This is a genomic window from Agrobacterium sp. 10T429, from assembly GCF_056393925.1.
In genome coordinates, this window is the sequence record NZ_JBFTGV010000003.1 from 345,833 (window position 1) to 368,442 (window position 22,610).

Here is a 22,610-nt window from a genome sequence, read left to right on the forward strand (position 1 = left end):
TGTGGAGAGCTGTCAAGCATATGCCGATAAAATTGGTCCTGCGGCAGGCTTGGAAAATGACTGAAGCAGGCAACAACGCTGCCTTTCAAGACCGAGATTTCATCCGAAAACCAGCGGTTCTTTGCTTTGCCGGAGAAAGGAATCACACATATTGCCGCGATGACAAAAGCCTGTATTCTTCGCTTCGAACTGCCTGTGGAGATGCCGGTCCGGCACCGGCACATCTCCTGCTTCAAGGGGGAGGAAGACATGGCGGAAATGACACTTCTGGCATTTGCGATAGTTGCCTTTATCGGTATTGCCACACCTGGCCCGACGGTTTTGCTGGCGCTTGCGAATGGCTCGCGTTTCGGGGTTCGCCGCGCCTTTACAGGTATGGCCGGCGCGGTCCTCTCCGATTTCGTCCTGATCGGCGCGGTTGCACTGGGATTGGGAGCATTGCTCGCCGCCTCGGAGTTCTGGTTCGGCGTCGTCAAATGGGTCGGCGTTTGTTATCTTGCCTTCCTGGGCGCCATGCTTTTGCGCTCGAGAGGCTCGCTTGATGGCGCTCTTCAATCGGCAGACACTTCCGGGGCCACTTCCGCCCGCTCGATTTTCCTCAAAAGCTTCCTTGTAGCCGTGACCAACCCCAAGGGATATCTGTTCTTTTCGGCTTTCCTGCCGCAATTTATCGATCCGGCAGCACCGCAGATCCAGCAATATGCGGTGCTTGCGCTGGTTTTTGCCGGCATCGATTTCATCGTCATGTTCGGATATGCCCTGCTGGGCTCGCAGGCCGTCAGACTGTTGCGGAAGTCAGGGGCGTTATGGCTCGACCGCATTTGCGGCGGCGCACTTTTGACGCTTGCCGCCTCTCTGGCTTTCTACCGACGGGCGAGCGCTTAACCTGCTGAGAAAGCTGAAATTTCCGAGTTATTCGGCGGCTGTGCGGGAGCGCAAAAGCACCTTGTAGCGCTCAAGACTACCGCGCAGATGCGCCGCCATATATTGGCGGGCAGCATCGGCATCGCCTTCGATGATGGCGTCAACGATCTTCGCATGCTCCTCCTGGAGATGAAGATTGTAGTCCTTCGGACGGGAACCGGGCGCCGCCCCCTGTAATTCGCCACGCGGGATGATGCCGGAGCGGATGAGTTGAAGAAACTCGGGGAATCGCCTGTTCTGCGTCGCCTGTGCAATGGCCAGATGGAACTCGAAATCGGCATCCCGCGTCGGCAACCCGGCGGCGAGACAGTCGCCAACGCGCCGATGCGCATCGACAATCGACTCCACCTGCACGGCGGATCGGCGCGATGCCGCAAGCCCGGCGGACTCAACTTCGAAGACGGTGCGCAATTCCAGCAGTTCGATTACCGAGGAGATCCGTCCCACGGCGAGATCATTGAAAGGCACTTCCTTGGCCGGCTTCACCTCAATGGCAAAAACGCCCGCTCCCTTGCGGGCCTCTACGAGACCATCCGCGCGTAGAATGGCGATGGCCTCCCGCACCACGGTGCGGCTGACGGAATATTCGCGTGTCAGCGCGCTCTCACTCGGGAGACGGTCGCCGGGACGGAACACGCCTTCAGACAAATCTCGCCGCAATGCGGAGCTGATTTTCGCCGCGAGCGATATTCCCGGCTTCGTGCTGCTCTCAACGTCCATTCCGGCCCACCTGTTTTAAACTTGTCTGGCATGTTAGCAAACACCCGCCACATTGCAAGGGCCGCGCTCTCGCACCAACCTCGTTGCAAAGCGGCAATGTCGCAACTGCGGGATTTGCCCTCAGGCGGCCACCATGGCCGAACCGCTGGAAAAGCGGTTTCTGTACTCGCCCGGCGAGAGGCCGAGAATACGGTGAAACACACGACGGAAGGCAGCGGCATCCTCGTATCCCACCGACCAGGCGATCTGGTCTACCGAACGACGGGTGAATTCCAGCAGTTCCCGCGCCTTGCCGACACGAAGATGCTGGACATATTCGATAGGCTTCATACCGGTGGCGGCCTTGAAGCGGCGAAGGAAGGTTCGCTCCTCAAGCCCGGCATGTGCGGCCATATCGGAGACACTGGTCGCCCGCCCGGCGCGCGCCTGCAGCCAATGCTGCACCTTCAGGATCGGCTCGTCGCCATGCGTCAGCCGCGGCGCGAAACTGCTGTAATGTCGCTGCTCCCGACCGGAGGGGTCGATCAGAAGGAACTTACCGGTCTCGATCATCACCGAAGGCCCAAGCAGCCGGTCAACAATGCGCAGACCAAGATCGGTCCATGCCATCAGCCCACCCGCCGTGATGATATCGCCGTCTTCGATGACGATCTTGTCTATCTCCAGGCGGATATCGGGAAAGCGCTCGCGAAACCGTTCCGCAAACAGCCAGTGGGTAGTGGCCGGGCGGCCGGCCAAAAGACCTGTCGCAGCGACGATGAAGGAACCTCCGCAACTGGCGGCCAGCGTCGCGCCCTGCGCATGCCGGTCCAGCAGCCAGCGGGCATAGGGCCCGGCCTCGTCGATTTCGGCTGGCCCGGTCAGCCTGCCGGGTACGACGAAGATATTGGGATGCCCCGCCCTGCCCGGCTCGGTGTCATGACAACGGGAAAACTCACCGCCCTCACCCATGCTCCAGTGGCTGACCCGCAGTTTCGGCCCACCACGATCCTCTGAGAAGACCGACGCGATGGCAAAAAGATCGGTGATGCCGTGCACCATGGCGACCTGACAGTCCCGGTAGAGAACCAGACCGACTTCCAGCGCACTTCCCGCAACACCCGCCATGCCCCACATCCCCGTTTTGTCAGTTTCGGCTCGTTTTCTGTCAGAAGCGCCAATCCAGCCCCGGCTGTCTCCAGAGTATCTCTATTCCCACAGGACGCAAGCAAACCACCCGCAACAGGAGAGAGAGCCATGACAACGATAGTCACCAGAGACGGAACGCACATCTTCTACAAGGACTGGGGTTCGAAAGACGGCCAGCCCATCATCTTTTCCCACGGCTGGCCGCTCAGTGCCGATGCATGGGACGCGCAGATGGTATTCTTTGCCAATAACGGTTTCCGCACCATCGCCCATGATCGCCGCAGCCACGGCCGCTCCGACCAGGTCTGGCACAACAACACCATGGATCAATATGCTGACGATCTGGCCGAGCTGATCGAACAGCTCGATCTTCACGACATCATTCTCGTCGGCCATTCCACCGGCGGCGGCGAGGTAACGCGCTATATTGGCCGCCATGGTACGGCCCGCGTCGCCAGGATCGCCCTCATCGGCGCAGTACCGCCACTGATGCTGAAGACGGAAAGCAATGCCATCGGCCTGCCGATCGATGTTTTCGACGGCATCCGCAAGGGTACCTACGACAATCGTAGCCAGTTCTTCAGGGATCTGACCATTCCTTTCTACGGCTACAACCGTGAAGGTGCTGTGATTTCTGAAGGTATTCGCGACGAGTTCTGGCGGCAGGGCATGATGGGCGGCCTCAAGGGCCAGCTAGACAGCATCCGCGCCTTTTCGGAAAGCGATTTTCATCAGGACCTGAAGGCTTTCGACAAGCCAACGCTCGTACTGCACGGCGACGACGACCAGATCGTGCCGATCGGCGCTTCTGCGCTCTCCACGGTCAAGATCGTCAAACATGCGACCCTCAAGGTCTATGAGGGCGCCGACCATGGACTGACACAGACCCATCAGGACCGGTTCAACGCCGACCTTCTTGCTTTCATCAACGCCTGAAACCATCAGACAGAGGAAACACGGGACATGACACAGAATACGTTTCTCATCACCGGCGCGTCCGATGGCATTGGCGCTGTTTATGCCGAGCGCCTGGCAAAACGCGGCCACGATCTTATCCTCGTGGCGCGACGCGCCGAAAAGCTTAAGACGCTGGCCGAGCGGCTGGAAAAGGATCACCAGATCGCTGTCAAGGTTCTGGCAGCAGACCTTTCACGGGCGGAAGACCTCGAAAGGGTAGAGGCACGGCTGCGCGAGGACCGGCGGATCATCGGTCTCGTCAACAATGCCGGTATTGCCGGAGACGGCGCTATCACGGAACTGGACCCGGCCCATGTCGCGACGATGATCAATCTCAATATCCTTGCCGTCACCCGGCTTGCAGCGGCGATCGCACCGCGTCTTGCAGCAGATGGAAAGGGCACGATCATCAATATCACCTCGGTCACGGCCTTGATGCCGGCTGCATTTACCGCCGTTTATCCGGCGACCAAAGCCTTTGTGCTTGCCTTCACCGAGGCGCTGCACGCGCAGCTTTCCCCTTCCGGCGTTCGGGTTCAGGGTGTCCTGCCGGGCATCACCCGCACGGCCATCTGGGACGAGGAACGTCTCGACGCCATTCCCGCCGCCATGGTCATGGATGCCCACGAGATGGTGGATGCAGCCCTGGCCGGTCTTGATCTGGGCGAGACGCTGACCATTCCTTCCCTGCCGGATACGGCAGACCTTGAAAATTTCCTTGCGGCCCGCGCTGCATTGAGGCCCAATCTATCGCATGCACATGCCGCCAGCCGGTATGGTGCAACCCAAACTGAATAGAGGGAGACGCATCATGATCCTCGGACTGACCATTCCCCAATTCACGACATTGCACGTTGCCTTGAGCCTCATAGGCATCGTAACCGGATTGATCGCCCTGCCCGCTTATGCGGCAGGGCGATGGATGCCGCGCATGATGGCGCTGTTTCTCGTCACCACGCTCGCCACAACGCTCACCGGCTTCCTGTTTCCAATCGGCAACTTCACACCGGCACTCGGCGTTGGCATCATCTCGACCATCATTCTGGCGGTCGCGCTGGTCGCGCTTTACGGATACGGTCTCAATGGCAGGGCGCGAACTGTTTATTCGATCACCGCCACGATGGGCCTTTATCTGAATATGTTCGTGCTGATCGTTCAGTCCTTTCTCAAGGTCGAGGCACTGAACGCACTTGCTCCGAACGGCAACGAACCACCATTCCTTGTCGCTCAACTCGCCCTGCTTGTTGCGGCAATCTGTCTTGGCTGGAAAGCGACGCGCCGCAAGCTTTTAGCCTGAAGCCAGCCCCCGCCCACACTCACCTGCGGGCTTCCCGGAAAAGCACACTTGCTCGATCCCCTTCGGGCAAGCTTGTGATTTCGTCGCGAACACAGGAAATCGCCACCTCTGAAATTTTCTCTTCCGTCTGTTGCCGCCGAACAATATACATTATATGATAACGTATATTAATTTAGAACAACAGGAGAAACCGATGAGTGCCGTGAGGATCAACGAACGTCTGACGGTCGCAGGCCAGCCGGATATCTCCGACTTTTCATCGCTTTCCGATCAGGGCTACAAAAGCATCATCAATGCCCGGCCGGATGGCGAAGAGCCCGGCCAGCCGGGCAATGAACATGAAAAAAGCGCCGCCAATGCTGCGGGTCTTGCCTACAGTTTCATTCCGGTCAATGGCCCGACTATTACCGAAGCCGATATTCGTGCCTTTCAGCAGACGATGACCGAGGCAAAAGGCCCCGTATTTGCCCATTGCAAGGGTGGAGCGCGAGCGCTGACCCTCTATGTGCTTGGCGAAGCGCTGGACGGGCGCATGAAACAAAGCGAGATCGCGACTTTCGGCCAACAGCATGGTTTCGATCTTTCCGGCGCCGTCCGCTGGCTGGAGCGGCAGGCTGCGGCAAAGCCGCACGTCAAGGCTTTCTTCGATCCGAGCACATCGAGCGTGCAATATGTCGTTTCCGACCCCGCAACCCGGCGCTGCGCCATCATCGATCCGGTCTACGATTTCGACGAGAAATCGGGGGCGACCGGCACGGTGAATGCCGATGCCATTCTGGCCTATGTCAAGGAGCAAGGCCTGGCGGTGGAATGGGTTCTGGACACGCATCCGCATGCCGACCATTTTTCCGCCGCCCACTATCTCAGCCAAAGAACCGGCGCGAAAACGGCAATCGGCGCCAAGGTCACCGGTGTGCAGCGGCTGTGGCAGGAGAAATATAACTGGCCCGATCTTGAAACAGACGGCTCGCAATGGGACCGGCTGTTTGAAGCGGGAGACCGGTTCACCATCGGCTCGCTGGAAGCTCGCGTGCTGTTTTCACCCGGACATACGCTTGCCTCCGTAACCTACGTGGTGGGCGACGCCGCATTCGTGCATGACACTCTTTTCATGCCTGATTCCGGCACGGCGCGCGCCGATTTTCCAGGCGGCAGCGCCAGAGAGCTCTGGGCATCCATTCAGGACATCCTCGCCCTCCCCGACGAAACGCGGCTTTTCACCGGCCACGACTATCAACCCGGTGGCCGCGCGCCCAAATGGGAAAGCACTGTTGGAGAACAGAAACGCGGCAATCCGCATCTGGTTGGCATGACAGAGGAAGGCTTTATTCAACTGCGCGAGGCGCGGGATCGCACCTTGCCGATGCCGAAGCTCATTCTGCACGCCTTGCAGGTGAATATCCGTGGCGGCCGCCTGCCGGAGCCGGAGGCCAATGGCAAACGTTATCTGAAATTCCCGCTCGACGTGCTGGAGGGCAGCACATGGTAAAGGAAAACATGCGGAAACAGATACCTGATATCACCGAAATCCCGCTTGTCGAGATGGAGGAACGCGCAGTCGAGGTCGCCATACTCTTGAAGACGCTTGCCCATCCCGCGCGGCTGATGCTCGCCTGCACGCTGGCGCAGGGGGAGTTTTCCGTTGGCGAGCTGGAAGCCAAGCTGGATATCCGCCAGCCTACACTTTCCCAGCAGCTTGGGGTTTTGCGTGAGGCGGGCGTTGTTGAAACGCGGCGCGAGGCCAAACAGATCTTCTACCGGTTAACCGAGGAAAAAGCGGCGCAGCTGATCGAGGCTCTCTATACCATCTTCTGTGCGCCGGAGGAAAACCCGTGACAGCCTATTGGCCCTCTCTATTCGGCGGTATGCTGCTCGGCCTCGCGAGTATTCTTCTGTTTCTCTTTAACGGCCGCATCGCCGGTATCAGCGGCATCCTGGGCAATGTACTCGGCAAGGAACGGCGCTTGACGGATGTGGCTTTCGTCGCAGGTTTGCTCACAGGCCCCTATCTTTACGCCGCCGCATTCGGCCGCTTTCCCGCGCTCACCATATCTGCACCCTGGCCGCTGATCGTCATTGCTGGGCTGCTGGTGGGGTTCGGTACGCGCATGGGATCCGGCTGCACATCCGGCCATGGCATCATGGGTCTTGCACGATTTTCCCGGCGCTCCATCACCGCCACTGCCATCTTCCTGATCACCGGTATCCTTGCCGCGACGATAACCGGAGCGCTGTCATGAAAAATCAGGTCATGGCGCGTTTCGTGGTGGCACTTGCGGCCGGGGCACTGTTCGGATTTGGCCTCTCCCTGTCCGGCATGATCGATCCTGCCCGCGTTTCAGGCTTTCTCGACGTGGCGAGCGGCCATTGGGATCCGAGCCTGATGTTCGTTCTCGGCGGTGCGGTTTTGGTCGCCGTGCCGGGCGTTCTGTTGTGCCGTTTCCTTGCCAAACCAGTTCTCAGTGCGGAATTTCACCTTGCCGCCAAAACTCGGGTCGACGCGCCGTTGGTTGTGGGCTCGGCTATTTTCGGCGCAGGCTGGGGGTTTGCCGGTTTCTGCCCCGGCCCGGCGATATCGGCGCTTGCTCTCGGCCTAATGCCGGTCATTCTCCTCGTTTGCGCCATGATCGCCGGCATGCTCGTTCACGACCGAATCTACGCCAAACGGTAGGCATTTCCGCCTTGCCTGGACATGCGCGAGAGCAGCAGGCTCTCGCGCATCGTCGCTGGATTACAGGTCGATCAGGCTTTTGCCCGTCATTTCCGCAGGCAGCGGCACATTCATCAATTGCAGCAGCGTGGGAGCGACATCGGCAAGGATACCGTCATGCAGCTTCGCGCCTTCAGGTCCACCGAACAGGATCACCGGCACCGGATTGGTGGTGTGCGCGGTGTGCGGGCCACCGGTTACCGGGTCGACCATGGTTTCACAATTACCGTGGTCGGCAATCACCAGCATGGCGCCGCCAACCTTTTCCAGAGCGGCAACGACTGCGGCGAGCCCCCGGTCCACGGCTTCGCAAGCCTTGATCGCGGCTTGCAGATCGCCGGTATGGCCCACCATGTCGGGATTGGCGTAATTGGTGACGATGAGATCGTAACCCTTGCCGATCGCCTCGACGAATTTCTCCGTCACCTCAGGCGCGCTCATTTCCGGCTGCAGATCGTAGGTCGCAACCTTCGGAGACTTCGGCATGAAGCGGTCTTCGCCCACTTCAGGTTCTTCCTTGCCACCATTCAGGAAGAAAGTGACATGCGGATATTTTTCCGTCTCGGCCAGACGGAACTGCCGCAGACCCTGCTTGGCAACCCAGGCACCCAAAGTATTTTCGATATCGCGCTTAGGGTAAGCCGTCGTCATGAAGGTCGCATGTTTGGTCGAATATTCCACCATGCCAAGCAGCGCCGAAAGCACTGGCTTTTCACGGACAAACCCGTCGAAATCGTCCGCACCGATGGCAAGCAGGATTTCACGAGCGCGGTCGGCACGGAAATTCAGGCAGAAGAGACCGTCGCCGGATTTGAAGCCTTCGTAACCACCGATGACCGTTGGCAGGATGAATTCGTCCGTAACATCATTTTTGTAGCTTGCGGCAACCGCGCTCACCGCGTCCGGCGCATGTTCGCCCCGGCCGAGAACCATGGCGTCATAGGCCTTTTCAACACGCTCCCAGCGATTATCGCGGTCCATCGCATAATAACGGCCGATCACCGTGCCGATGCTGGCGCCTTGCGGCAGGCTTGCCGCAAATGCGGGGACGAAGCCCTCTGCGGACTGCGGCGCGACATCGCGACCATCGGTGATGGCGTGCACGACGACCTTCAAACCCAGATCGGTCAGCAGCTTCACCGCCGCCCGACCGTGGACGATGTGGCCGTGAACGCCGCCATCGGAAACGACGCACATCACATGCGCCACGCCGCCCGCAGCCTTCACCTTGGCGGCGAAATCGAGCATCGCAGCATTCCTGAAAAAGCTGCCGTCTTCGATAGCCAGATCGATCTGGCCAAGATCCATGGCGACGATGCGACCGGCGCCGATATTGGTGTGTCCAACTTCCGAATTGCCCATTTGCCCGGTGGGCAGACCGACATTCGGGCCGAAGGTGGTCAGCCGCGCATTCGGGCAGGTGGCGAAAAGCCTATCCATGGTGGGCGTGTTTGCCAGTACCGGCGCATTGCTGGACGTGTCCTCGCTCAGTCCCCAGCCATCGAGAATAGTCAGGACAACGGGTTTGGGAGTGCTCATGAAAGGACCTTCTTCTTCATTCGGTTGCCGACGAACAGCGAAGCGCTGGGCACCGGAGCGCCCCCGTCCGCCACTATGATCATGATGAGAAAACACGCTTCTCGTTCTTTCTCTTCTATACTCGAAGATCGCGAACGCAAGCCTATACCGACACCGAAACAGTTCCGTGAAGCTGAAGTGCTTCACGGAAGAAAATCCTTTTCGAACGAAGCTCAGCCGTCGATGAAGATCAGCGCCGGCTTTTCCAGCAGCGCCTTGATAGCCTGAATGAAGACGGCGGCATCCCAGCCGTCTACGACCCGGTGATCGAAGCTGGAGGAGAGGTTCATCATTTTGCGCGGCACGAAACCGCTGCCATCCCAGACCGGTCGCGTCACGATCTTGTTCACGCCGATGATCGCCACCTCCGGGTGATTGATGATGGGCGTCGAAACGATACCGCCAAGGGGGCCGAGCGAGCTGATGGTGATGGTGGACCCCGTCAACTCGTCCCGTTGCGCGGCGCCGGTGCGCGACGCCTCGGCCACGCGCATAACTTCAGCAGCACAATCCCAAAGGCCGAGCGCTTCCGTGTGGCGAACGACCGGGACCATCAGCCCCGTAGGTGTCTGCGTGGCTATGCCGATATGCACCGCTTCGTAGTGACTGACGACCCCTTTTTCGTCATCGAAGGTGGCATTCATGCCGGGATGATCGGCGACCGTTTTCACAAGTGCGCGCATCAGGAACGGCAGGATCGTCAGTTTCGGCTGTCCTGACCGGCGGTTGCCATTCATGGTCGTGCGCAAATCCTCCAGATCGGTCACGTCGATTTCCTCGACGTAGGTGATGTGGGGAATGCGGGAGACGGACAGCGTCATCTTCTCGGCGATCTTGCGCCTCAGCCCTGTCACCTTCACCTCTTCGACAGCGCTATCGCGGGAAGCTATCGGCGCAGCGGGCCGCTCAGATTGCGACCGTGCGGTCAGAAATGTATCGAGATCGGCGTGGGTGATATGCCCGTCCGGCCCTGTTCCCCTCACTTGTCCGAGATCGATATCGAGATCGTCGGCGCGCTGGCGAACGGCTGGCGACGCCAGAGGTTTATGGTGTTCCACCTCAGAGGAAGGCGGCGCATCCTGTATTTCGCGGGCGGGCTGGATTTCAGCCGCTGGCGGCTCTTCCGTCATGTCGGATGGCGCTTCCGGCTCGGTCACATCCGCGGGGGCAGCAGCAACAGCGGAGGCATTGGTTTCGATGCGCACCAGCGGTGCCTTAACCGCCACCGTATCACCCACCTCCGCTGCCAACCATGTGACGACGCCCGCAACCGGCGAGGGGATTTCAACCGTCGCCTTGTCGGTCATCACAGCGGCCAGCACCATATCCTCGTGCACGGGATCGCCGGGTTTGACGTTCCATTCCACCAGTTCGGCTTCCGCCACACCTTCGCCGACATCGGGCATAGTGATAACAAATTCCGCCATCTTCAGGCCTCCATGACTTCGACGAGGGCGCGCCCGACGCGGGCCGGCCCCGGAAAATAATCCCACTCCTGCGCGTGGGGATAAGGCGTATCCCAACCAGCCACACGGACGACGGGTGCTTCCAGATGATAGAAGCAGTGTTCCTGTACCAGCGAAACGACCTCCGCACCGAAGCCTGACGTGAGCGTTGCCTCATGCACCATGACGCAGCGACCGGTCTTGGCAACGGACTTTACAATGGTGTCCAGATCGAGTGGCAAAAGGCTGCGCAGATCGATGATCTCGGCATCCACGCCCGTTTCTTCCGCTGCGGCGAGCGCAACATGCACCATGGTGCCGTAAGCGATGACAGTGACATCCTGCCCGGCGCGGCGGATTTCGGCCTTGCCGATCGGAATGGTGTAATGTCCTTCCGGCACCTCGCCCATCTCGTGCTTCGACCATGGCGTTACCGGCCGGTCGTGATGGCCGTCGAAGGGGCCGTTATAAAGCCGCTTCGGCTCCAGAAACATCACCGGATCCGGGTCTTCGATCGAGGCGATCAGCAACCCCTTGGCGTCGTAAGGATTGGAGGGAACCACCACCTTTAGCCCGCAGACATGGGTAAAAAGCGCCTCCGGGCTCTGACTATGCGTCTGCCCGCCAAAAATGCCGCCGCCGGTCGGCATGCGCAGGACTATGGGGCAGGTGAAATCGCCATTGGAGCGATAACGAATGCGCGCCGCTTCCTGGGTGATCTGGTCATAGGCCGGGTACATGTAATCCGCGAACTGGATTTCGACGCAGGGGCGCAGGCCATAAGCGGCCATGCCGATGGCCGTGCCGACAATACCGGATTCGCTGATCGGCGCGTCGAAACAGCGTGTCTTGCCATATTTGCCCTGCAAGCCCTGCGTCGCACGAAACACGCCGCCGAAATAGCCAACATCCTCGCCGAATACCACCACATCGTCGCTGCGCTCCATGGACACATCCATGGCGCTGCGGACGGCTTCGATCATCGTCATTCTTGTCATGTCTCACCACCCTGCCTTCTGGCGCTGGCGGGCGAGATGCGGCGGCATCTCGGCGTAAACGCCCTCGAAAATATCCTTCTTTGGCGGCTTGCGGCCCTCATGCAGCGTACCGTGGCTTTCCGCCTCACGCTGCGCCTCAAGCACCTCGTCGGCAATTTCCGCTTCCGCCTGCCGGTGCCGCTCCTCCGACCAGACGCCGCGCAGGATGAGATGTTTCTTCAACCGCAGAACCGGGTCACCCAGTGGCCATGCCTCGGACTCGGTCTTGGGGCGATAAGCGCTCGGATCGTCGGAAGTGGAATGCGCGCCGACACGGTAGGTCACATATTCGATCAGCGTCGGTCCGAGATTGCGCCGCGCCCGCTCCACCGCCCAGCGAGCCACGGCATAAACGGCGAGATAATCGTTGCCGTCGACCCGGAGCGCCGGAATGCCGAAGCCCAGGCCTCTGGCCGCAAAGGTGCCGGAACCGCCGCGCGCGATACCCTGAAAGGTGGAAATGGCCCATTGGTTGTTGACGATATTGAGGATGACCGGCGCCTTGTAGGTGGAGGCGAAGACCAGCGCCGAGTGGAAATCCGATTCCGCCGTTGAGCCGTCACCGATCCATGCTGCCGCGATCTTCGTATCGCCCTTGATGGCAGATGCCATCGCCCAGCCGACCGCCTGCACATATTGCGTGGCAAGATTGCCCGACACGGTGAAGAAGCCATGCTCCTTCGAGGAGTAAAGAACCGGCAATTGCCGCCCATGCAGCGGGTCCAGTTCGTTGGAATAGATCTGGTTCATCATGGTGACGAGCGGGTAATCGTCGGCGATCAACAGACCGGCCTGCCGGTAGGTCGGGAAATTCATGTCGCCTTTGGAGAGCGCCTTGCGGAAGGCGCAACTGACCGCTTCCTCGCCCAGATGTTGCATGTAAAAGGAGGTCTTGCCCTGCCGCTGTGCCATCAGCATGCGGGCATCGAAAGCCCGCAGCCGCATCATGTTCTTCAGGCCGACGAGCAAATCCTCATCCGAAAGCAGCCCGGCCCACGGGCCGACAGCCTCACCTTGATGATTGAGGACGCGGATGATGGAATAGGCCAGATCGCGCATGTCTTCAGGTGCTGCGTCCACCTCCGGGCGTGGCACGGAGCCGGCCTTGGGTATCTTCACATTGGAGAAATCCGGCTGGTCGCCTGGCCGCACCGCTGGTTCGGGAACATGCAGGCTGAGATGCGTGGTTTCGGTAATATCCATTCTACTCCTCCCATCGCCATCTCCTCCAGACGACGAAACAATTTTCAGAGGTTTCGCGCGATGACCATGCGCTGGACATCGCTGGTTCCCTCGTAAATCTGGCAGATGCGTACATCGCGATAGATCCGCTCCACCGGATAATCCGCCATGTAGCCGTAACCGCCGTGAATCTGGATGGCGTCCGAGCAGACACGCTCCGCCATTTCCGAGGCAAAGAGCTTTGCCATCGAGGCCTCCGAAAGGCAGGGCTCGCCCGCTTCCTTCAGCGCCGCCGCATGCAGCACCAGTTGCCGCGCCGCCGTTATGCGCGTTGCCATATCCGCAAGCCTAAACGCAACGGCCTGATGCTCGATGATGGCTTGCCCGAAGGCCTTGCGCTCGCGGGCATAATCCCGCGCCGCCTCGAAAGCCGCCTGCGCCATGCCAACCGCCTGTGCGGCAATGCCGATACGACCGCCTTCCAGATTGGCGAGCGCGATGCGATACCCCTGCCCCTCTTCACCGAGCCGCAATTCGGCTGGGACCGCCATATCGGTAAAGGCAATCTGGCAGGTATCCGAAGAATGCAGACCGAGTTTTTCCTCGATCCTGATTACCTCGTAACCGGGCGTATCTGTCGGCACGATGAAGGCCGTGATACCTTTTTTGCCAGCAGCAGGATCGGTGACGGCGAAGACGATGACGACATCGCCATTCTTGCCCGACGTGATGAACTGTTTTGCGCCGTCGATGATATAGCGGTCGCCATCGCGCCGCGCTTTTGTCTTCAGATTGGAGGCGTCGGAACCGGCCTGCGGTTCGGTCAGCGCAAAACCGCCGATCCATTCGCCGGAGGCGAGCTTGGGGAGGAAACGCTGCTTCTGCTCTGCCGTGCCGAATTTCAGGATCGGCACGCAGCCAACCGAATTGTGGACGCTCATGATGGTGGAACAGGCGCCGTCACCGGCAGCGATTTCCTCCAGCGCCAGGGCGTAGGCGACAGCACCGGTTTCCGACCCGCCATAATCCTCCGAGACCAGCATGCCGAGAAAGCCGAGCTCACCCATTTCTTTCAGCTCGTCTTTCGGGAACCGGCTTTCCCGGTCGCGCGCGGCAGCACCGGGGGCAAGCCGCTCGCGGGCGAAATCGCGGGCCATGTCCCTGATCTGTTGCTGGGCTTCGTTCAGGATCATCTCCGCCTCCCTTCAGTGCCGCTCGACCGCAAGCGCAGTCGCCTCGCCGCCGCCGATGCAGACGGCGGCAACGCCGCGTTTCAGTCCGTGACGCTGCAAAGCGGCCAGCAACGTGACGACGATGCGTGCACCGGAAGCCCCGATGGGATGGCCGAGCGCGCAGGCGCCGCCATGCACATTCACCTTCTCATGTGGCAGATCGAGATCACGCATGGCCGCCATCACCACAACCGCGAAAGCCTCGTTGATTTCGAACAGATCGACATCCTTTGCCGACCAGCCGGTTTTTTCGAACAGCTTTGTCATCGCGCCGTTGGGGGCCGTCGGATATCTGGCGGGTGCATCCGCATGGGATGCCTGACCGATAATGGTCGCCAGCGGTGAAAGGCCTCGTCTTTCCGCTTCGGAACGGCGCGTGAGAACGAGAGCGGCTGCACCATCCGAGATAGAACTGGAATTCGCCGCCGTCACCGTTCCGCCGTCGCGAAAGGCGGGCTTCAGCTGCGGTATCTTTTCCGGCTTTGCCTTCCCCGGCAACTCGTCCACGCCATCATCGCCAACAGGCGCGATTTCCGCTTCGAACGCACCTTCCTCTACGGCGCGTCGTGCCCGTTCCAGTGAGGCGAGCGCAAAATCATCCTGCATCGCACGAGTGAATTGATACTCTTGCGCGCAATCTTCAGCAAAAGTCCCCATCAGCCTGCCCTTGTCATAGGCGTCTTCGAGACCGTCGAGAAACATGTGGTCGGTGAGCTTTCCGTGGCCGAGACGATAGCCGTTGCGGGCGCGGTCCAGCAGATAGGGGGCGTTGCTCATGCTTTCCATGCCACCGGCAAGCACGATGGAAGAGCTTCCCGCCGCAAGCTGGTCATGTGCCAGCATGATCGCTTTCATGCCCGAGCCACACATCTTGTTGATTGTTGTTGCGCCAACCGAGTTGGGAATGGCGGCGGCAATCGCTGCCTGTCTGGCAGGAGCCTGTCCCTGCCCGGCTGAGAGCACGCAGCCCATCAGCACATCGTCGATGTCAGCGGAAGAAATTGCAGCCCGTTCGACGGCCGCGCGGATCGCCGCCGCCCCGAGATCGGAAGCCGCCACCGATTTGAATTCGCCCTGGAACCCACCCATAGCGGTACGGGCGGCCCCGACGATAACGACAGGGTCATGCACAGCCAAATTCACCTCCCTTGGTCATCCTCCCACCGAGAGAACGACCGTCATCGCTATCTCCTCCAGACCGCGACTGACGTGAACGCTATCACTATCTCGAATTCATTTCAAAGCTATTTTGATTGACAGTTTTTTGATTGGCGATATCTTTGATCCAACAATTAGTCATATCATAGAGCAAATGATCCATGATTGAGCTCGACAGTTTCGACCAGAAGATTCTCCATGTGCTTGGCGATGACGGGCGTGTGAGCTGGCGCGATCTGGCGGCCCGGATCGGGCTTTCCTTCACGCCGACACTGCGCCGCGTGCGCAAGCTGGAAGAAGAAGGCATCATTCGCGGTTATACCGCCGTGTTCGATGAGAACCGGCTGCTCGGCAATATGGGCGTCTTCATTTCCGTCACGCTGGAACGGCAGATCAAGGAAGCGCTGACGACGTTCGAGCACCATGTCGCCTCCATTCCGGAAGTGGTGGGCGGCTACCAGACGAGCGGCAGTTCCGACTATCTCATTCATGCAATGGTGCGGGATCTACCGCATTATCAGCAGCTTCTGGATTTCCTGACCACGGTTCCCGGTGTGTCGCGCATCCAGTCCAATTTCGCCATCAAGACATTCGTGCGCCGTTCCGCCGCCTTCACCGGAGGTGACGCGCCATAAATGAGAGTTGCCAGCACGGAGGAGGTGCTGGCCGCTGACGAGAGGGACGGAGATAAAAGGCCGTCCGGAGGAGGAGACGCGATGAGTTTGAACCTCGCCGCCATTTTCGATGCCGATCTCGGCCCGGAAATCGCAGCATTGCGCGACAGCGCAAGAGCATTCGCAGACGATGAAATAGCGCCGCTCGCCGCAGAAATCGATCGCAACGATCAGTTTCCGCGCCAGCTCTGGCCGCGGATGGGTGAACTCGGTCTGCACGGTATTACCGTTTCGGAGGAATTCGGCGGTGCTGACATGGGCTATCTCGCTCATTGCGTGGCGATGGAGGAGATAAGCCGCGCTTCCGCGTCCATCGGCCTGTCCTATGGCGCACATTCCAACCTCTGCATCAACCAGATTCATCGCTGGGGAACGGAAGAGCAGAAGCGGCGATATCTGCCGAAGCTGGTGTCGGGCGAGCATGTCGGTTCGCTCGCCATGAGCGAGACGGAAGCCGGCTCGGATGTCGTCTCGATGCGGCTGAAGGCGGAACGTAAGGGCGACGTCTATGTGCTGAACGGCACAAAGATGTGGATCACCAACGGTCACGAGGCAGACACGCTGGTTGTATACGCCAAGACGGACATGTCCGCCGGTGCGCGTGGCATCACGGCCTTTCTGATCGAAAAAGGCTTCAAGGGTTTTCGCCCCGCACAAAAACTCGACAAGCTTGGCATGCGCGGCTCACCCACCTCCGAACTGGTGTTTACGGATTGCGAGGTCCCGGAGGAAAACCTCCTCGGGCGCTTGAACGACGGCGTGACGGTGCTGATGAGCGGGCTTGATTACGAGCGCGCGGTGCTGGCTGCCGGCCCTGTTGGCATCATGCAGGCGGCTATCGATCTGGTGCTACCCTATGCGCGCGAGCGCAAGCAATTCGGCAAGCCGATCGGCGAATTCCAGCTGGTGCAGGGAAAGCTTGCCGATATCTATTCGGCCATGAACGCCTCCCGCGCCTATGTCTATGCCGTGGCGCGCGCCTGCGACAATGGCCGCATCACAAGGCAGGATGCGGCAGGTGCGATCCTGTTTGCCGCCGAGCGGGCGACGCGAGTTGCACTGGATGCAATCCAGCTTCTCGGCGGTTCCGGCTATGTCAATGAAAGCCCGGCGGGTCGCTTGCTTCGGGACGCCAAGCTTTATGAAATCGGCGCGGGCACCAGCGAAATCCGCCGGATGCTGATCGGCCGCGAACTGGTCAAAGGCAACGGGTGAGGAATGCGATGAAGCTTACATCCAGTCTGAACCGCGATCCCACCTTTTCCGCCAACGTCACCTTCATGTCGGGCCTGGTGGATGACCTGCGGCAGCATGTCGAAAAAATCTCCAAGGGCGGCGGCGACAAGGCGCGCGAACGGCATCTGTCACGCGGCAAATTGCTTGCGCGCGACCGGATAGAGGCACTGCTCGATCCCGGCAGTCCGTTTCTCGAATTCTCGCAATTCGCAGCATACGAGGTCTACGACGAACCCGTTCCGGCCGCCGGCATCGTCACCGGCATCGGTCGGGTCGCAGGCCGTGAATGCGTCATCGTGGCCAATGACGCGACGGTGAAAGGCGGCACCTATTATCCGCTGACGGTCAAGAAACATCTGCGCGCGCAGGAGATCGCTGCCGAAAACCACCTGCCCTGCATTTATCTGGTCGATTCCGGCGGTGCGAACCTTCCCAATCAGGACGAGGTTTTTCCCGACCGCGATCATTTCGGCCGCATCTTTTACAATCAGGCCAATATGTCGGCGGCAGGCATCGCCCAGATCGCCGTGGTGATGGGAAGCTGTACGGCTGGCGGGGCCTATGTGCCTGCTATGAGCGACCAGTCCGTGATCGTCAAAAATCAGGGCACGATCTTCCTCGGCGGCCCGCCGCTGGTGAAGGCCGCAACGGGCGAAGTGGTGAGTGCGGAAGAACTGGGTGGCGCGGATGTGCATTCGCGGCAATCCGGCGTGACTGATCACTATGCCCACGATGACCGCCACGCGCTTTCGCTGACCCGAAGGATCGTCTCCACCCTCAATCGCCGCAAACGCGTGGAGCTGGATATTCGCGAACCCGCAGAACCGCTTTATCCATCGGAGGAGCTTTACGGCATCGTGCCCACCGATACGCGCAAGCCTTTCGAGGTGCGCGAGATCATCGCGCGTCTGGTGGATGGTTCCGAATTCGACGAGTTCAAGGCGCTTTACGGCACGACGCTGGTCTGTGGTTTCGCCCATATCCACGGTTATCCCGTCGGCATCGTCGCCAATAACGGCATTCTGTTTTCGGAATCGGCGCTGAAGGGCACGCATTTCATTGAACTCTGCTGCCAGCGCGGCATTCCCCTGGTTTTCCTGCAGAACATCACCGGCTTCATGGTCGGCAAGGCCTATGAGGCTGATGGTATCGCGAAGGATGGCGCCAAGCTCGTTACGGCCGTTGCATCGGCTAAAGTGCCGAAATTCACCGTCATTATCGGCGGCTCCTTCGGTGCGGGCAATTACGGCATGTGCGGGCGCGCCTATTCGCCGCGCTTCTTGTGGATGTGGCCGAATGCGCGCATTTCCGTCATGGGCGGCGAGCAGGCGGCATCCGTTCTGGCGCAAATCCGGCGCGACGGCATCGAGGCGGATGGCCGCCACTGGTCCAAGGAGGGCGAGGAGGCGTTCAAACAGCCGATCCGGGAAAAATACGAGCGGGAAGGTCACCCCTATTATGCCAGTGCAAGGCTGTGGGACGATGGCATCATCGACCCGAAGGACACCCGCCTCGTGCTCGGCCTTGGCCTGTCGGCCGCGCTGAACGCGCCGATTGAACCCACCCGTTTCGGCATATTCAGGATGTGAGGCGACGATGTTCTCAAAAATACTGATCGCCAACCGCGGCGAAATCGCCTGCCGGATCATCCGCACCGCCCGCAAGATGGGCATCCGCACCGTCGCGGTCTATTCGGATGCCGACCGCGACGCCATGCATGTGGCGCTGGCCGACGAGGCCATTGCGATCGGTCCTGCACCTGCCCGCTCGTCGTATCTCGATGCTGAAAAGATCATCGCCGCCGCACAGGCAAGCGGCGCGCAAGCCATTCATCCCGGTTACGGTTTTCTCTCGGAGAATGCCGGTTTCGCCGAAGCCTGCGCCTCTGCCGGCATCATTTTCATCGGCCCGACACCCGATGCCATCCGCGCCATGGGCGGAAAAAGCGAGGCGAAGGCGCTTATGGCGAAGGCGGGCGTTCCCGTGGTGCCCGGCTATCACGGCGAGGATCAGGCCGACGAAAAGCTTGCCGGCGAGGCAGAAGCCATCGGCTATCCGGTTTTACTCAAGGCTTCAGCTGGCGGCGGTGGCAAGGGCATGCGCGTTGTCCGTGAAAAGCGTGAATTTGCGGCAGAACTCGCCGGCGCAAAACGCGAAGCGCTCGCCGCCTTCGGCAATGACCGTATGCTGATCGAGAAATATCTGGAACGGCCGCGACATGTGGAGGTGCAGGTCTTTGCCGATGGCCATGGCAATTGTCTTTCGCTTTTCGAGCGCGATTGCTCGATCCAGCGCCGGCACCAGAAAGTCATAGAGGAGGCCCCTGCCCCCGGCCTGCCCGATACGCTCAGGCAACGCATGTACGACGCGGCGGTCGCCGCCGCCCGCGCCATCGACTATCGCGGGGCTGGAACGGTGGAGTTCCTGCTCGACCCGTCCGGCGCGTTCTATTTCATGGAAATGAACACGAGGCTTCAGGTCGAGCATCCGGTCACGGAATATATTACCGGGCTCGATCTGGTAGAATGGCAGATCCGTGTTGCGAATGGAGAGGCGCTGCCGGACGACTGGGGCAATCTGCGCATCAACGGCCATGCCATCGAGGCACGGATTTACGCCGAAGACCCGACGCATGATTTTCTGCCGTCAATCGGCACGGTCAGCCACCTCGCCTTTCCGGAAGAAGGACCTCACCTTAGGATAGATAGCGGCATACGCACCGGCGACGCCATCAGCGTGCACTATGATCCGATGATCGCCAAGCTGATCGTCTGGGATTACGACCGTCTGTCTGCCGTGCGGCGTCTGCGTCTTGCACTCGAAAAACTGGCGATTTGCGGCGTCACCAGCAATGCCGCCTTTTTAACACGGCTTGCAGGGCTGGATGCTTTCGCCGCCGCCGAACTCGATACCGGCTTCATAGCCCGCAACGAAGCGGCGCTCTTTGCCCCCGGAGCCACGGGCGAGAACGAAATAGCTTTGGCCACGCTCGGCCTGCTTCTCTCACGCCGGAACGGGGCCAAGCCGCAGGCCGATCCTTATAGCCCTTGGAACAATACGAACTCTTTCCGCCTCAATGCGCCAGCGCGGGAAACCCTGCGTTTCGTCCTGGATCAACAGCCGGTCGATGTCGCCGTTAAACATGAGCCAGATGGTTTTTCACTGGAGATCGGCACGCGGGCAATCCGCGCTCATGGCAGCATCTCACAAGACGGCGCACTGCGGGCGACCGTCGATGGCAGGCAAAGGCAGTGCCGTTTCTTTGCCAGCGATAACGGCCACGCGCTTTTTCTGGATGGCGAGCACTATCGCATCAGCCAGCCCGACCCGGTCGATGTAGCGGATACCTCCACCCATACCGGCGGTCTGGAAGCCCCGATGCCCGGCGTCATCCGCGCCATTCTAAGCAAGCAGGGCGCAGCGGTTGAGGCCGGTGACGCGCTTGTGGTGATGGAGGCGATGAAAATGGAGCACACTATCCGTGCGCCAGCAAAAGGCACCGTCACCGCCATCAACTGCGCCGAAGGTAATATGGTCGAAGCCGGCGCCATGCTGGTGGATTTCGAACCGGAGGGCGCATGAGATGGCCTTGCCCAAAACCGTCAAGATCGTCGAGGTCGGCGCACGTGATGGCCTGCAAAACGAAACTGCTGAGGTTCCCACCGCCATCAAGATCAGGTTGATCGAGCGGCTGGCTGCGGCCGGATTGGCAGCGGTGGAGGCGGGAGCCTTCGTTTCGCCAAAAAAAGTTCCGCAAATGGCAGGGTCGAAGGAGGTGCTTCTAGGCCTCAAACGACACCCCAATACCGCCTATCCGGCGCTCGTTCCAAATATCAAGGGTTTCGAGGCCGCCGTTGAAGCCGGTGTGACGGAGATAGCCGTTTTCGTGTCCGCATCCGAAGGCTTCAGCCAGCACAATATCGCCTGTTCGCGCGCCGAAAGCCTCGAGCGCCTGCGCGATGTTTCGGAGGCAGCTGCCAGCCGTAACATCCGCATGCGCGGCTATGTCTCCTGCATCGCCGGTTGCCCCTATGACGGCGCGGTCGCACCCGAAGATGTGGCGGCGATGGCCGAAGCGCTTGTCGCCATGGGATGCTACGAAATCTCGCTCGGCGATACGATTGGTGTCGGCACGGCCGGGCAAATCCGCAAGCTCATCCAACATGTATCGACCCGCATCCCGCGCGAAAAACTCGCCATGCATTTCCACGACACCTATGGGCAGGGCGTCGCCAATGTGCTGGCTTCGCTTGAGGAAGGTATTTGTGTGTTCGACAGTTCCGTGGCCGGGCTCGGCGGTTGCCCCTTTGCGCCGGGCGCAAGCGGCAATGTCGCCACCGAAGACGTTGTTTATCTCCTGCACGGGCTTGGCATCAAAACCGGCATCGACCTGATGACGTTGGCGAGAACGGGAGACTGGATAAGTCGCCATCTCGGCAGGGCGAATGCGGCACGCGCAGGTAAAGCACTGCTTGCCGTAAAGATGGAGGATAATGCACATGGTGGGTGAGCTGTTGAGCGAGAAGCGCAAGGACGTTCTGTGGCTGACGCTTAACCGGCCGGACGTCCACAACGCCATGAACGCCGCGATGACGGACGCCTTGACGCATGCGATCCGGACGGCCTCCAGCGACGGCGACCTGCGTGCCGTTGTGATAACGGCGGCGGGCGACCGTAGCTTCTGCTCAGGGGCCGATCTGAAGGAAAGCGCTGGTGGCATGTTCCTCTCGCGAGACGGAACGAACCCCATCGCCAATGTGATGCGCGCTATCGAGACCTGCAACAAAATCGTCATCGCCCGCGTCAATGGCCGGGTGCTGGCGGGTGGGCTAGGCCTTATCGCGGCCTGCGATCTCGCTTATGCCGCCGATCATGCTGAGTTCGGCCTGCCGGAAGTTCGCGTCGGGCTTTTCCCGGCCATGGTGGCGGCGAAACTTCTGGCCAAAATACCGCTGAGCCGCCTCCACGAAATGGCCTATCTGGGGCAACCGGTCACCGCCGCAGAGGCCGAAGGCATCGGCCTCATCAACCGCACGGCGCCACGTGCCGAACTCGATGGCGTGATCGAGGGAGTAATCGCCCGCTTGCGGCAGAACGCGCCGGGCGCAGTCGCCGCCGGAAAGGCAGCGCTGCTGAGGATGCGCGACATGCCGGCCAGTGAACGGCTCGCCTTTGCCGAAAGCGTCATCGCGAAGATCAGCAGCAGCGAGGAGGCGCGCGAAGGCAGAGACGCCTTCGCTGGAAAACGCCCGCCGATCTGGGCTGGCGGGTCCTGAACCACCGCTCAAGGTCTTAATCGATATAATGCCCAAAGTCGCGTTGACCCCGTTCG

General features: G+C 60.3%; 22 protein-coding genes. 14 read left to right on the plus strand and 8 right to left on the minus strand.

Annotated elements, in window-relative coordinates:
- Window positions 1–249 precede the first annotated feature (249 nt).
- Window positions 250–885 carry a LysE family translocator gene (locus AC1DCP_RS10890; protein ID WP_065688007.1) on the plus strand — a complete coding sequence of 212 codons (636 nt, stop codon included), beginning with the start codon at window positions 250–252 and terminating at the stop codon, window positions 883–885.
- 27 nt (window positions 886–912) lie between these two features.
- Here AC1DCP_RS10890 and AC1DCP_RS10895 read toward each other — a convergent pair whose 3' ends face one another.
- Together AC1DCP_RS10895 and AC1DCP_RS10900 are read right to left on the minus strand one after the other, a co-directional pair.
- Entirely contained in the window at window positions 913–1,644 is a 732-nt protein-coding gene (locus AC1DCP_RS10895) for a FadR/GntR family transcriptional regulator (RefSeq protein ID WP_003511162.1), read from the minus strand.
- A 120-nt stretch (window positions 1,645–1,764) separates the two neighbouring features.
- Complete coding sequence (locus AC1DCP_RS10900) at window positions 1,765–2,751, minus strand: GlxA family transcriptional regulator (RefSeq protein ID WP_113291652.1); 987 nt, start codon at window positions 2,749–2,751, stop codon at window positions 1,765–1,767.
- 129 nt (window positions 2,752–2,880) lie between these two features.
- On the opposite strand from AC1DCP_RS10900, the gene AC1DCP_RS10905 reads away from it, so the two are divergent.
- The 7 genes from AC1DCP_RS10905 to AC1DCP_RS10935 all read left to right on the plus strand — a co-directional run bounded on the left by AC1DCP_RS10905 (window position 2,881) and on the right by AC1DCP_RS10935 (window position 7,697).
- Entirely contained in the window at window positions 2,881–3,708 is an 828-nt protein-coding gene (locus AC1DCP_RS10905; RefSeq protein ID WP_013761690.1) for an alpha/beta fold hydrolase, read from the plus strand.
- 27 nt (window positions 3,709–3,735) lie between these two features.
- The gene (locus AC1DCP_RS10910; RefSeq protein WP_113291588.1) at window positions 3,736–4,527 is read left to right on the plus strand and encodes an SDR family NAD(P)-dependent oxidoreductase; all 792 of its coding nucleotides are present in this window, start codon (window positions 3,736–3,738) and stop codon (window positions 4,525–4,527) included.
- Between the two features lie 13 nt (window positions 4,528–4,540).
- Window positions 4,541–5,026 (plus strand): hypothetical protein, encoded by a 486-nt coding sequence (locus tag AC1DCP_RS10915; RefSeq protein ID WP_003511169.1) that lies wholly within the window; start codon window positions 4,541–4,543, stop codon window positions 5,024–5,026.
- Between the two features lie 193 nt (window positions 5,027–5,219).
- Window positions 5,220–6,515, plus strand: coding sequence for a bifunctional sulfur transferase/dioxygenase Blh (gene blh / locus AC1DCP_RS10920; protein ID WP_065687816.1), 1,296 nt, complete (start codon window positions 5,220–5,222; stop codon window positions 6,513–6,515).
- The gene (bigR, locus tag AC1DCP_RS10925) at window positions 6,509–6,862 is read left to right on the plus strand and encodes a sulfite-sensing transcriptional repressor BigR (RefSeq protein WP_065687817.1); all 354 of its coding nucleotides are present in this window, start codon (window positions 6,509–6,511) and stop codon (window positions 6,860–6,862) included. The genes blh and bigR overlap by 7 nt, the downstream gene beginning before the upstream one ends.
- Entirely contained in the window at window positions 6,859–7,266 is a 408-nt protein-coding gene (locus AC1DCP_RS10930) for a YeeE/YedE family protein (RefSeq protein ID WP_003511172.1), read from the plus strand. Before bigR ends, AC1DCP_RS10930 begins: the two co-directional genes overlap by 4 nt.
- On the plus strand, window positions 7,263–7,697 hold the full coding sequence (locus AC1DCP_RS10935) for a YeeE/YedE family protein (RefSeq protein WP_065687818.1): 435 nt from the start codon (window positions 7,263–7,265) through the stop codon (window positions 7,695–7,697). The genes AC1DCP_RS10930 and AC1DCP_RS10935 overlap by 4 nt, the downstream gene beginning before the upstream one ends.
- Window positions 7,698–7,757: 60 nt before the next feature.
- Here AC1DCP_RS10935 and gpmI read toward each other — a convergent pair whose 3' ends face one another.
- From gpmI to AC1DCP_RS10965, 6 genes are all read right to left on the minus strand, one after another.
- Window positions 7,758–9,275, minus strand: coding sequence for a 2,3-bisphosphoglycerate-independent phosphoglycerate mutase (gpmI, locus tag AC1DCP_RS10940; RefSeq protein WP_065687819.1), 1,518 nt, complete (start codon window positions 9,273–9,275; stop codon window positions 7,758–7,760).
- 212 nt (window positions 9,276–9,487) lie between these two features.
- Window positions 9,488–10,741 carry a dihydrolipoamide acetyltransferase family protein gene (locus AC1DCP_RS10945; RefSeq protein WP_065687820.1) on the minus strand — a complete coding sequence of 418 codons (1,254 nt, stop codon included), beginning with the start codon at window positions 10,739–10,741 and terminating at the stop codon, window positions 9,488–9,490.
- Between the two features lie 2 nt (window positions 10,742–10,743).
- Window positions 10,744–11,757 (minus strand): alpha-ketoacid dehydrogenase subunit beta, encoded by a 1,014-nt coding sequence (locus tag AC1DCP_RS10950; protein ID WP_013761697.1) that lies wholly within the window; start codon window positions 11,755–11,757, stop codon window positions 10,744–10,746.
- Window positions 11,758–11,760: 3 nt separating this feature from the next.
- Window positions 11,761–12,999 (minus strand): 3-methyl-2-oxobutanoate dehydrogenase (2-methylpropanoyl-transferring) subunit alpha, encoded by a 1,239-nt coding sequence (locus AC1DCP_RS10955; RefSeq protein ID WP_003511177.1) that lies wholly within the window; start codon window positions 12,997–12,999, stop codon window positions 11,761–11,763.
- A 44-nt stretch (window positions 13,000–13,043) separates the two neighbouring features.
- On the minus strand, window positions 13,044–14,171 hold the full coding sequence (locus tag AC1DCP_RS10960) for an acyl-CoA dehydrogenase family protein (RefSeq protein WP_060642351.1): 1,128 nt from the start codon (window positions 14,169–14,171) through the stop codon (window positions 13,044–13,046).
- 12 nt (window positions 14,172–14,183) lie between these two features.
- Window positions 14,184–15,347: an acetyl-CoA C-acyltransferase gene (locus AC1DCP_RS10965; RefSeq protein ID WP_081308483.1), complete on the minus strand. Its 1,164-nt coding sequence runs from the start codon at window positions 15,345–15,347 to the stop codon at window positions 14,184–14,186.
- Between the two features lie 182 nt (window positions 15,348–15,529).
- Here AC1DCP_RS10965 and AC1DCP_RS10970 point away from each other — a divergent pair, with 182 nt between their 5' ends.
- The 6 genes from AC1DCP_RS10970 to AC1DCP_RS10995 all read left to right on the plus strand — a co-directional run bounded on the left by AC1DCP_RS10970 (window position 15,530) and on the right by AC1DCP_RS10995 (window position 22,554).
- On the plus strand, window positions 15,530–16,003 hold the full coding sequence (locus tag AC1DCP_RS10970; RefSeq protein WP_003500312.1) for an Lrp/AsnC family transcriptional regulator: 474 nt from the start codon (window positions 15,530–15,532) through the stop codon (window positions 16,001–16,003).
- An 81-nt stretch (window positions 16,004–16,084) separates the two neighbouring features.
- Window positions 16,085–17,257, plus strand: coding sequence for an isovaleryl-CoA dehydrogenase (locus AC1DCP_RS10975; RefSeq protein WP_035199562.1), 1,173 nt, complete (start codon window positions 16,085–16,087; stop codon window positions 17,255–17,257).
- Window positions 17,258–17,265: 8 nt separating this feature from the next.
- The gene (locus AC1DCP_RS10980) at window positions 17,266–18,867 is read left to right on the plus strand and encodes a carboxyl transferase domain-containing protein (RefSeq protein WP_035199563.1); all 1,602 of its coding nucleotides are present in this window, start codon (window positions 17,266–17,268) and stop codon (window positions 18,865–18,867) included.
- A gap of 7 nt (window positions 18,868–18,874) precedes the next feature.
- The gene (locus tag AC1DCP_RS10985; protein ID WP_112674735.1) at window positions 18,875–20,860 is read left to right on the plus strand and encodes an acetyl/propionyl/methylcrotonyl-CoA carboxylase subunit alpha; all 1,986 of its coding nucleotides are present in this window, start codon (window positions 18,875–18,877) and stop codon (window positions 20,858–20,860) included.
- Between the two features lies 1 nt (window position 20,861).
- Window positions 20,862–21,788, plus strand: coding sequence for a hydroxymethylglutaryl-CoA lyase (locus tag AC1DCP_RS10990; RefSeq protein ID WP_142851169.1), 927 nt, complete (start codon window positions 20,862–20,864; stop codon window positions 21,786–21,788).
- Window positions 21,778–22,554, plus strand: coding sequence for an enoyl-CoA hydratase-related protein (locus AC1DCP_RS10995; protein ID WP_113291591.1), 777 nt, complete (start codon window positions 21,778–21,780; stop codon window positions 22,552–22,554). The genes AC1DCP_RS10990 and AC1DCP_RS10995 overlap by 11 nt, the downstream gene beginning before the upstream one ends.
- Window positions 22,555–22,610 lie beyond the last annotated feature (56 nt).

What these genes read in the sequence shown, in the direction of transcription:
- AC1DCP_RS10910 (WP_113291588.1), top strand. Translation starts at nt 3,736, where the DNA reads ATGACACAGAATACGTTTCTCATCACCGGCGCGTCCGATGGCATTGGC.
- bigR (WP_065687817.1), top strand. Translation starts at nt 6,509, where the DNA reads ATGGTAAAGGAAAACATGCGGAAACAGATACCTGATATCACCGAAATC.
- AC1DCP_RS10935 (WP_065687818.1), top strand. Translation starts at nt 7,263, where the DNA reads ATGAAAAATCAGGTCATGGCGCGTTTCGTGGTGGCACTTGCGGCCGGG.
- gpmI (WP_065687819.1), bottom strand. Translation starts at nt 9,275, where the DNA reads ATGAGCACTCCCAAACCCGTTGTCCTGACTATTCTCGATGGCTGGGGA.
- AC1DCP_RS10950 (WP_013761697.1), bottom strand. Translation starts at nt 11,757, where the DNA reads ATGACAAGAATGACGATGATCGAAGCCGTCCGCAGCGCCATGGATGTG.
- AC1DCP_RS10990 (WP_142851169.1), top strand. Translation starts at nt 20,862, where the DNA reads ATGGCCTTGCCCAAAACCGTCAAGATCGTCGAGGTCGGCGCACGTGAT.
- AC1DCP_RS10915 (WP_003511169.1), top strand. Translation starts at nt 4,541, where the DNA reads ATGATCCTCGGACTGACCATTCCCCAATTCACGACATTGCACGTTGCC.
- blh (WP_065687816.1), top strand. Translation starts at nt 5,220, where the DNA reads ATGAGTGCCGTGAGGATCAACGAACGTCTGACGGTCGCAGGCCAGCCG.
- AC1DCP_RS10900 (WP_113291652.1), bottom strand. Translation starts at nt 2,751, where the DNA reads ATGGCGGGTGTTGCGGGAAGTGCGCTGGAAGTCGGTCTGGTTCTCTAC.
- AC1DCP_RS10995 (WP_113291591.1), top strand. Translation starts at nt 21,778, where the DNA reads ATGGTGGGTGAGCTGTTGAGCGAGAAGCGCAAGGACGTTCTGTGGCTG.
- AC1DCP_RS10960 (WP_060642351.1), bottom strand. Translation starts at nt 14,171, where the DNA reads ATGATCCTGAACGAAGCCCAGCAACAGATCAGGGACATGGCCCGCGAT.
- AC1DCP_RS10975 (WP_035199562.1), top strand. Translation starts at nt 16,085, where the DNA reads ATGAGTTTGAACCTCGCCGCCATTTTCGATGCCGATCTCGGCCCGGAA.
- AC1DCP_RS10970 (WP_003500312.1), top strand. Translation starts at nt 15,530, where the DNA reads ATGATTGAGCTCGACAGTTTCGACCAGAAGATTCTCCATGTGCTTGGC.
- AC1DCP_RS10985 (WP_112674735.1), top strand. Translation starts at nt 18,875, where the DNA reads ATGTTCTCAAAAATACTGATCGCCAACCGCGGCGAAATCGCCTGCCGG.
- AC1DCP_RS10945 (WP_065687820.1), bottom strand. Translation starts at nt 10,741, where the DNA reads ATGGCGGAATTTGTTATCACTATGCCCGATGTCGGCGAAGGTGTGGCG.
- AC1DCP_RS10905 (WP_013761690.1), top strand. Translation starts at nt 2,881, where the DNA reads ATGACAACGATAGTCACCAGAGACGGAACGCACATCTTCTACAAGGAC.
- AC1DCP_RS10895 (WP_003511162.1), bottom strand. Translation starts at nt 1,644, where the DNA reads ATGGACGTTGAGAGCAGCACGAAGCCGGGAATATCGCTCGCGGCGAAA.
- AC1DCP_RS10890 (WP_065688007.1), top strand. Translation starts at nt 250, where the DNA reads ATGGCGGAAATGACACTTCTGGCATTTGCGATAGTTGCCTTTATCGGT.
- AC1DCP_RS10980 (WP_035199563.1), top strand. Translation starts at nt 17,266, where the DNA reads ATGAAGCTTACATCCAGTCTGAACCGCGATCCCACCTTTTCCGCCAAC.
- AC1DCP_RS10955 (WP_003511177.1), bottom strand. Translation starts at nt 12,999, where the DNA reads ATGGATATTACCGAAACCACGCATCTCAGCCTGCATGTTCCCGAACCA.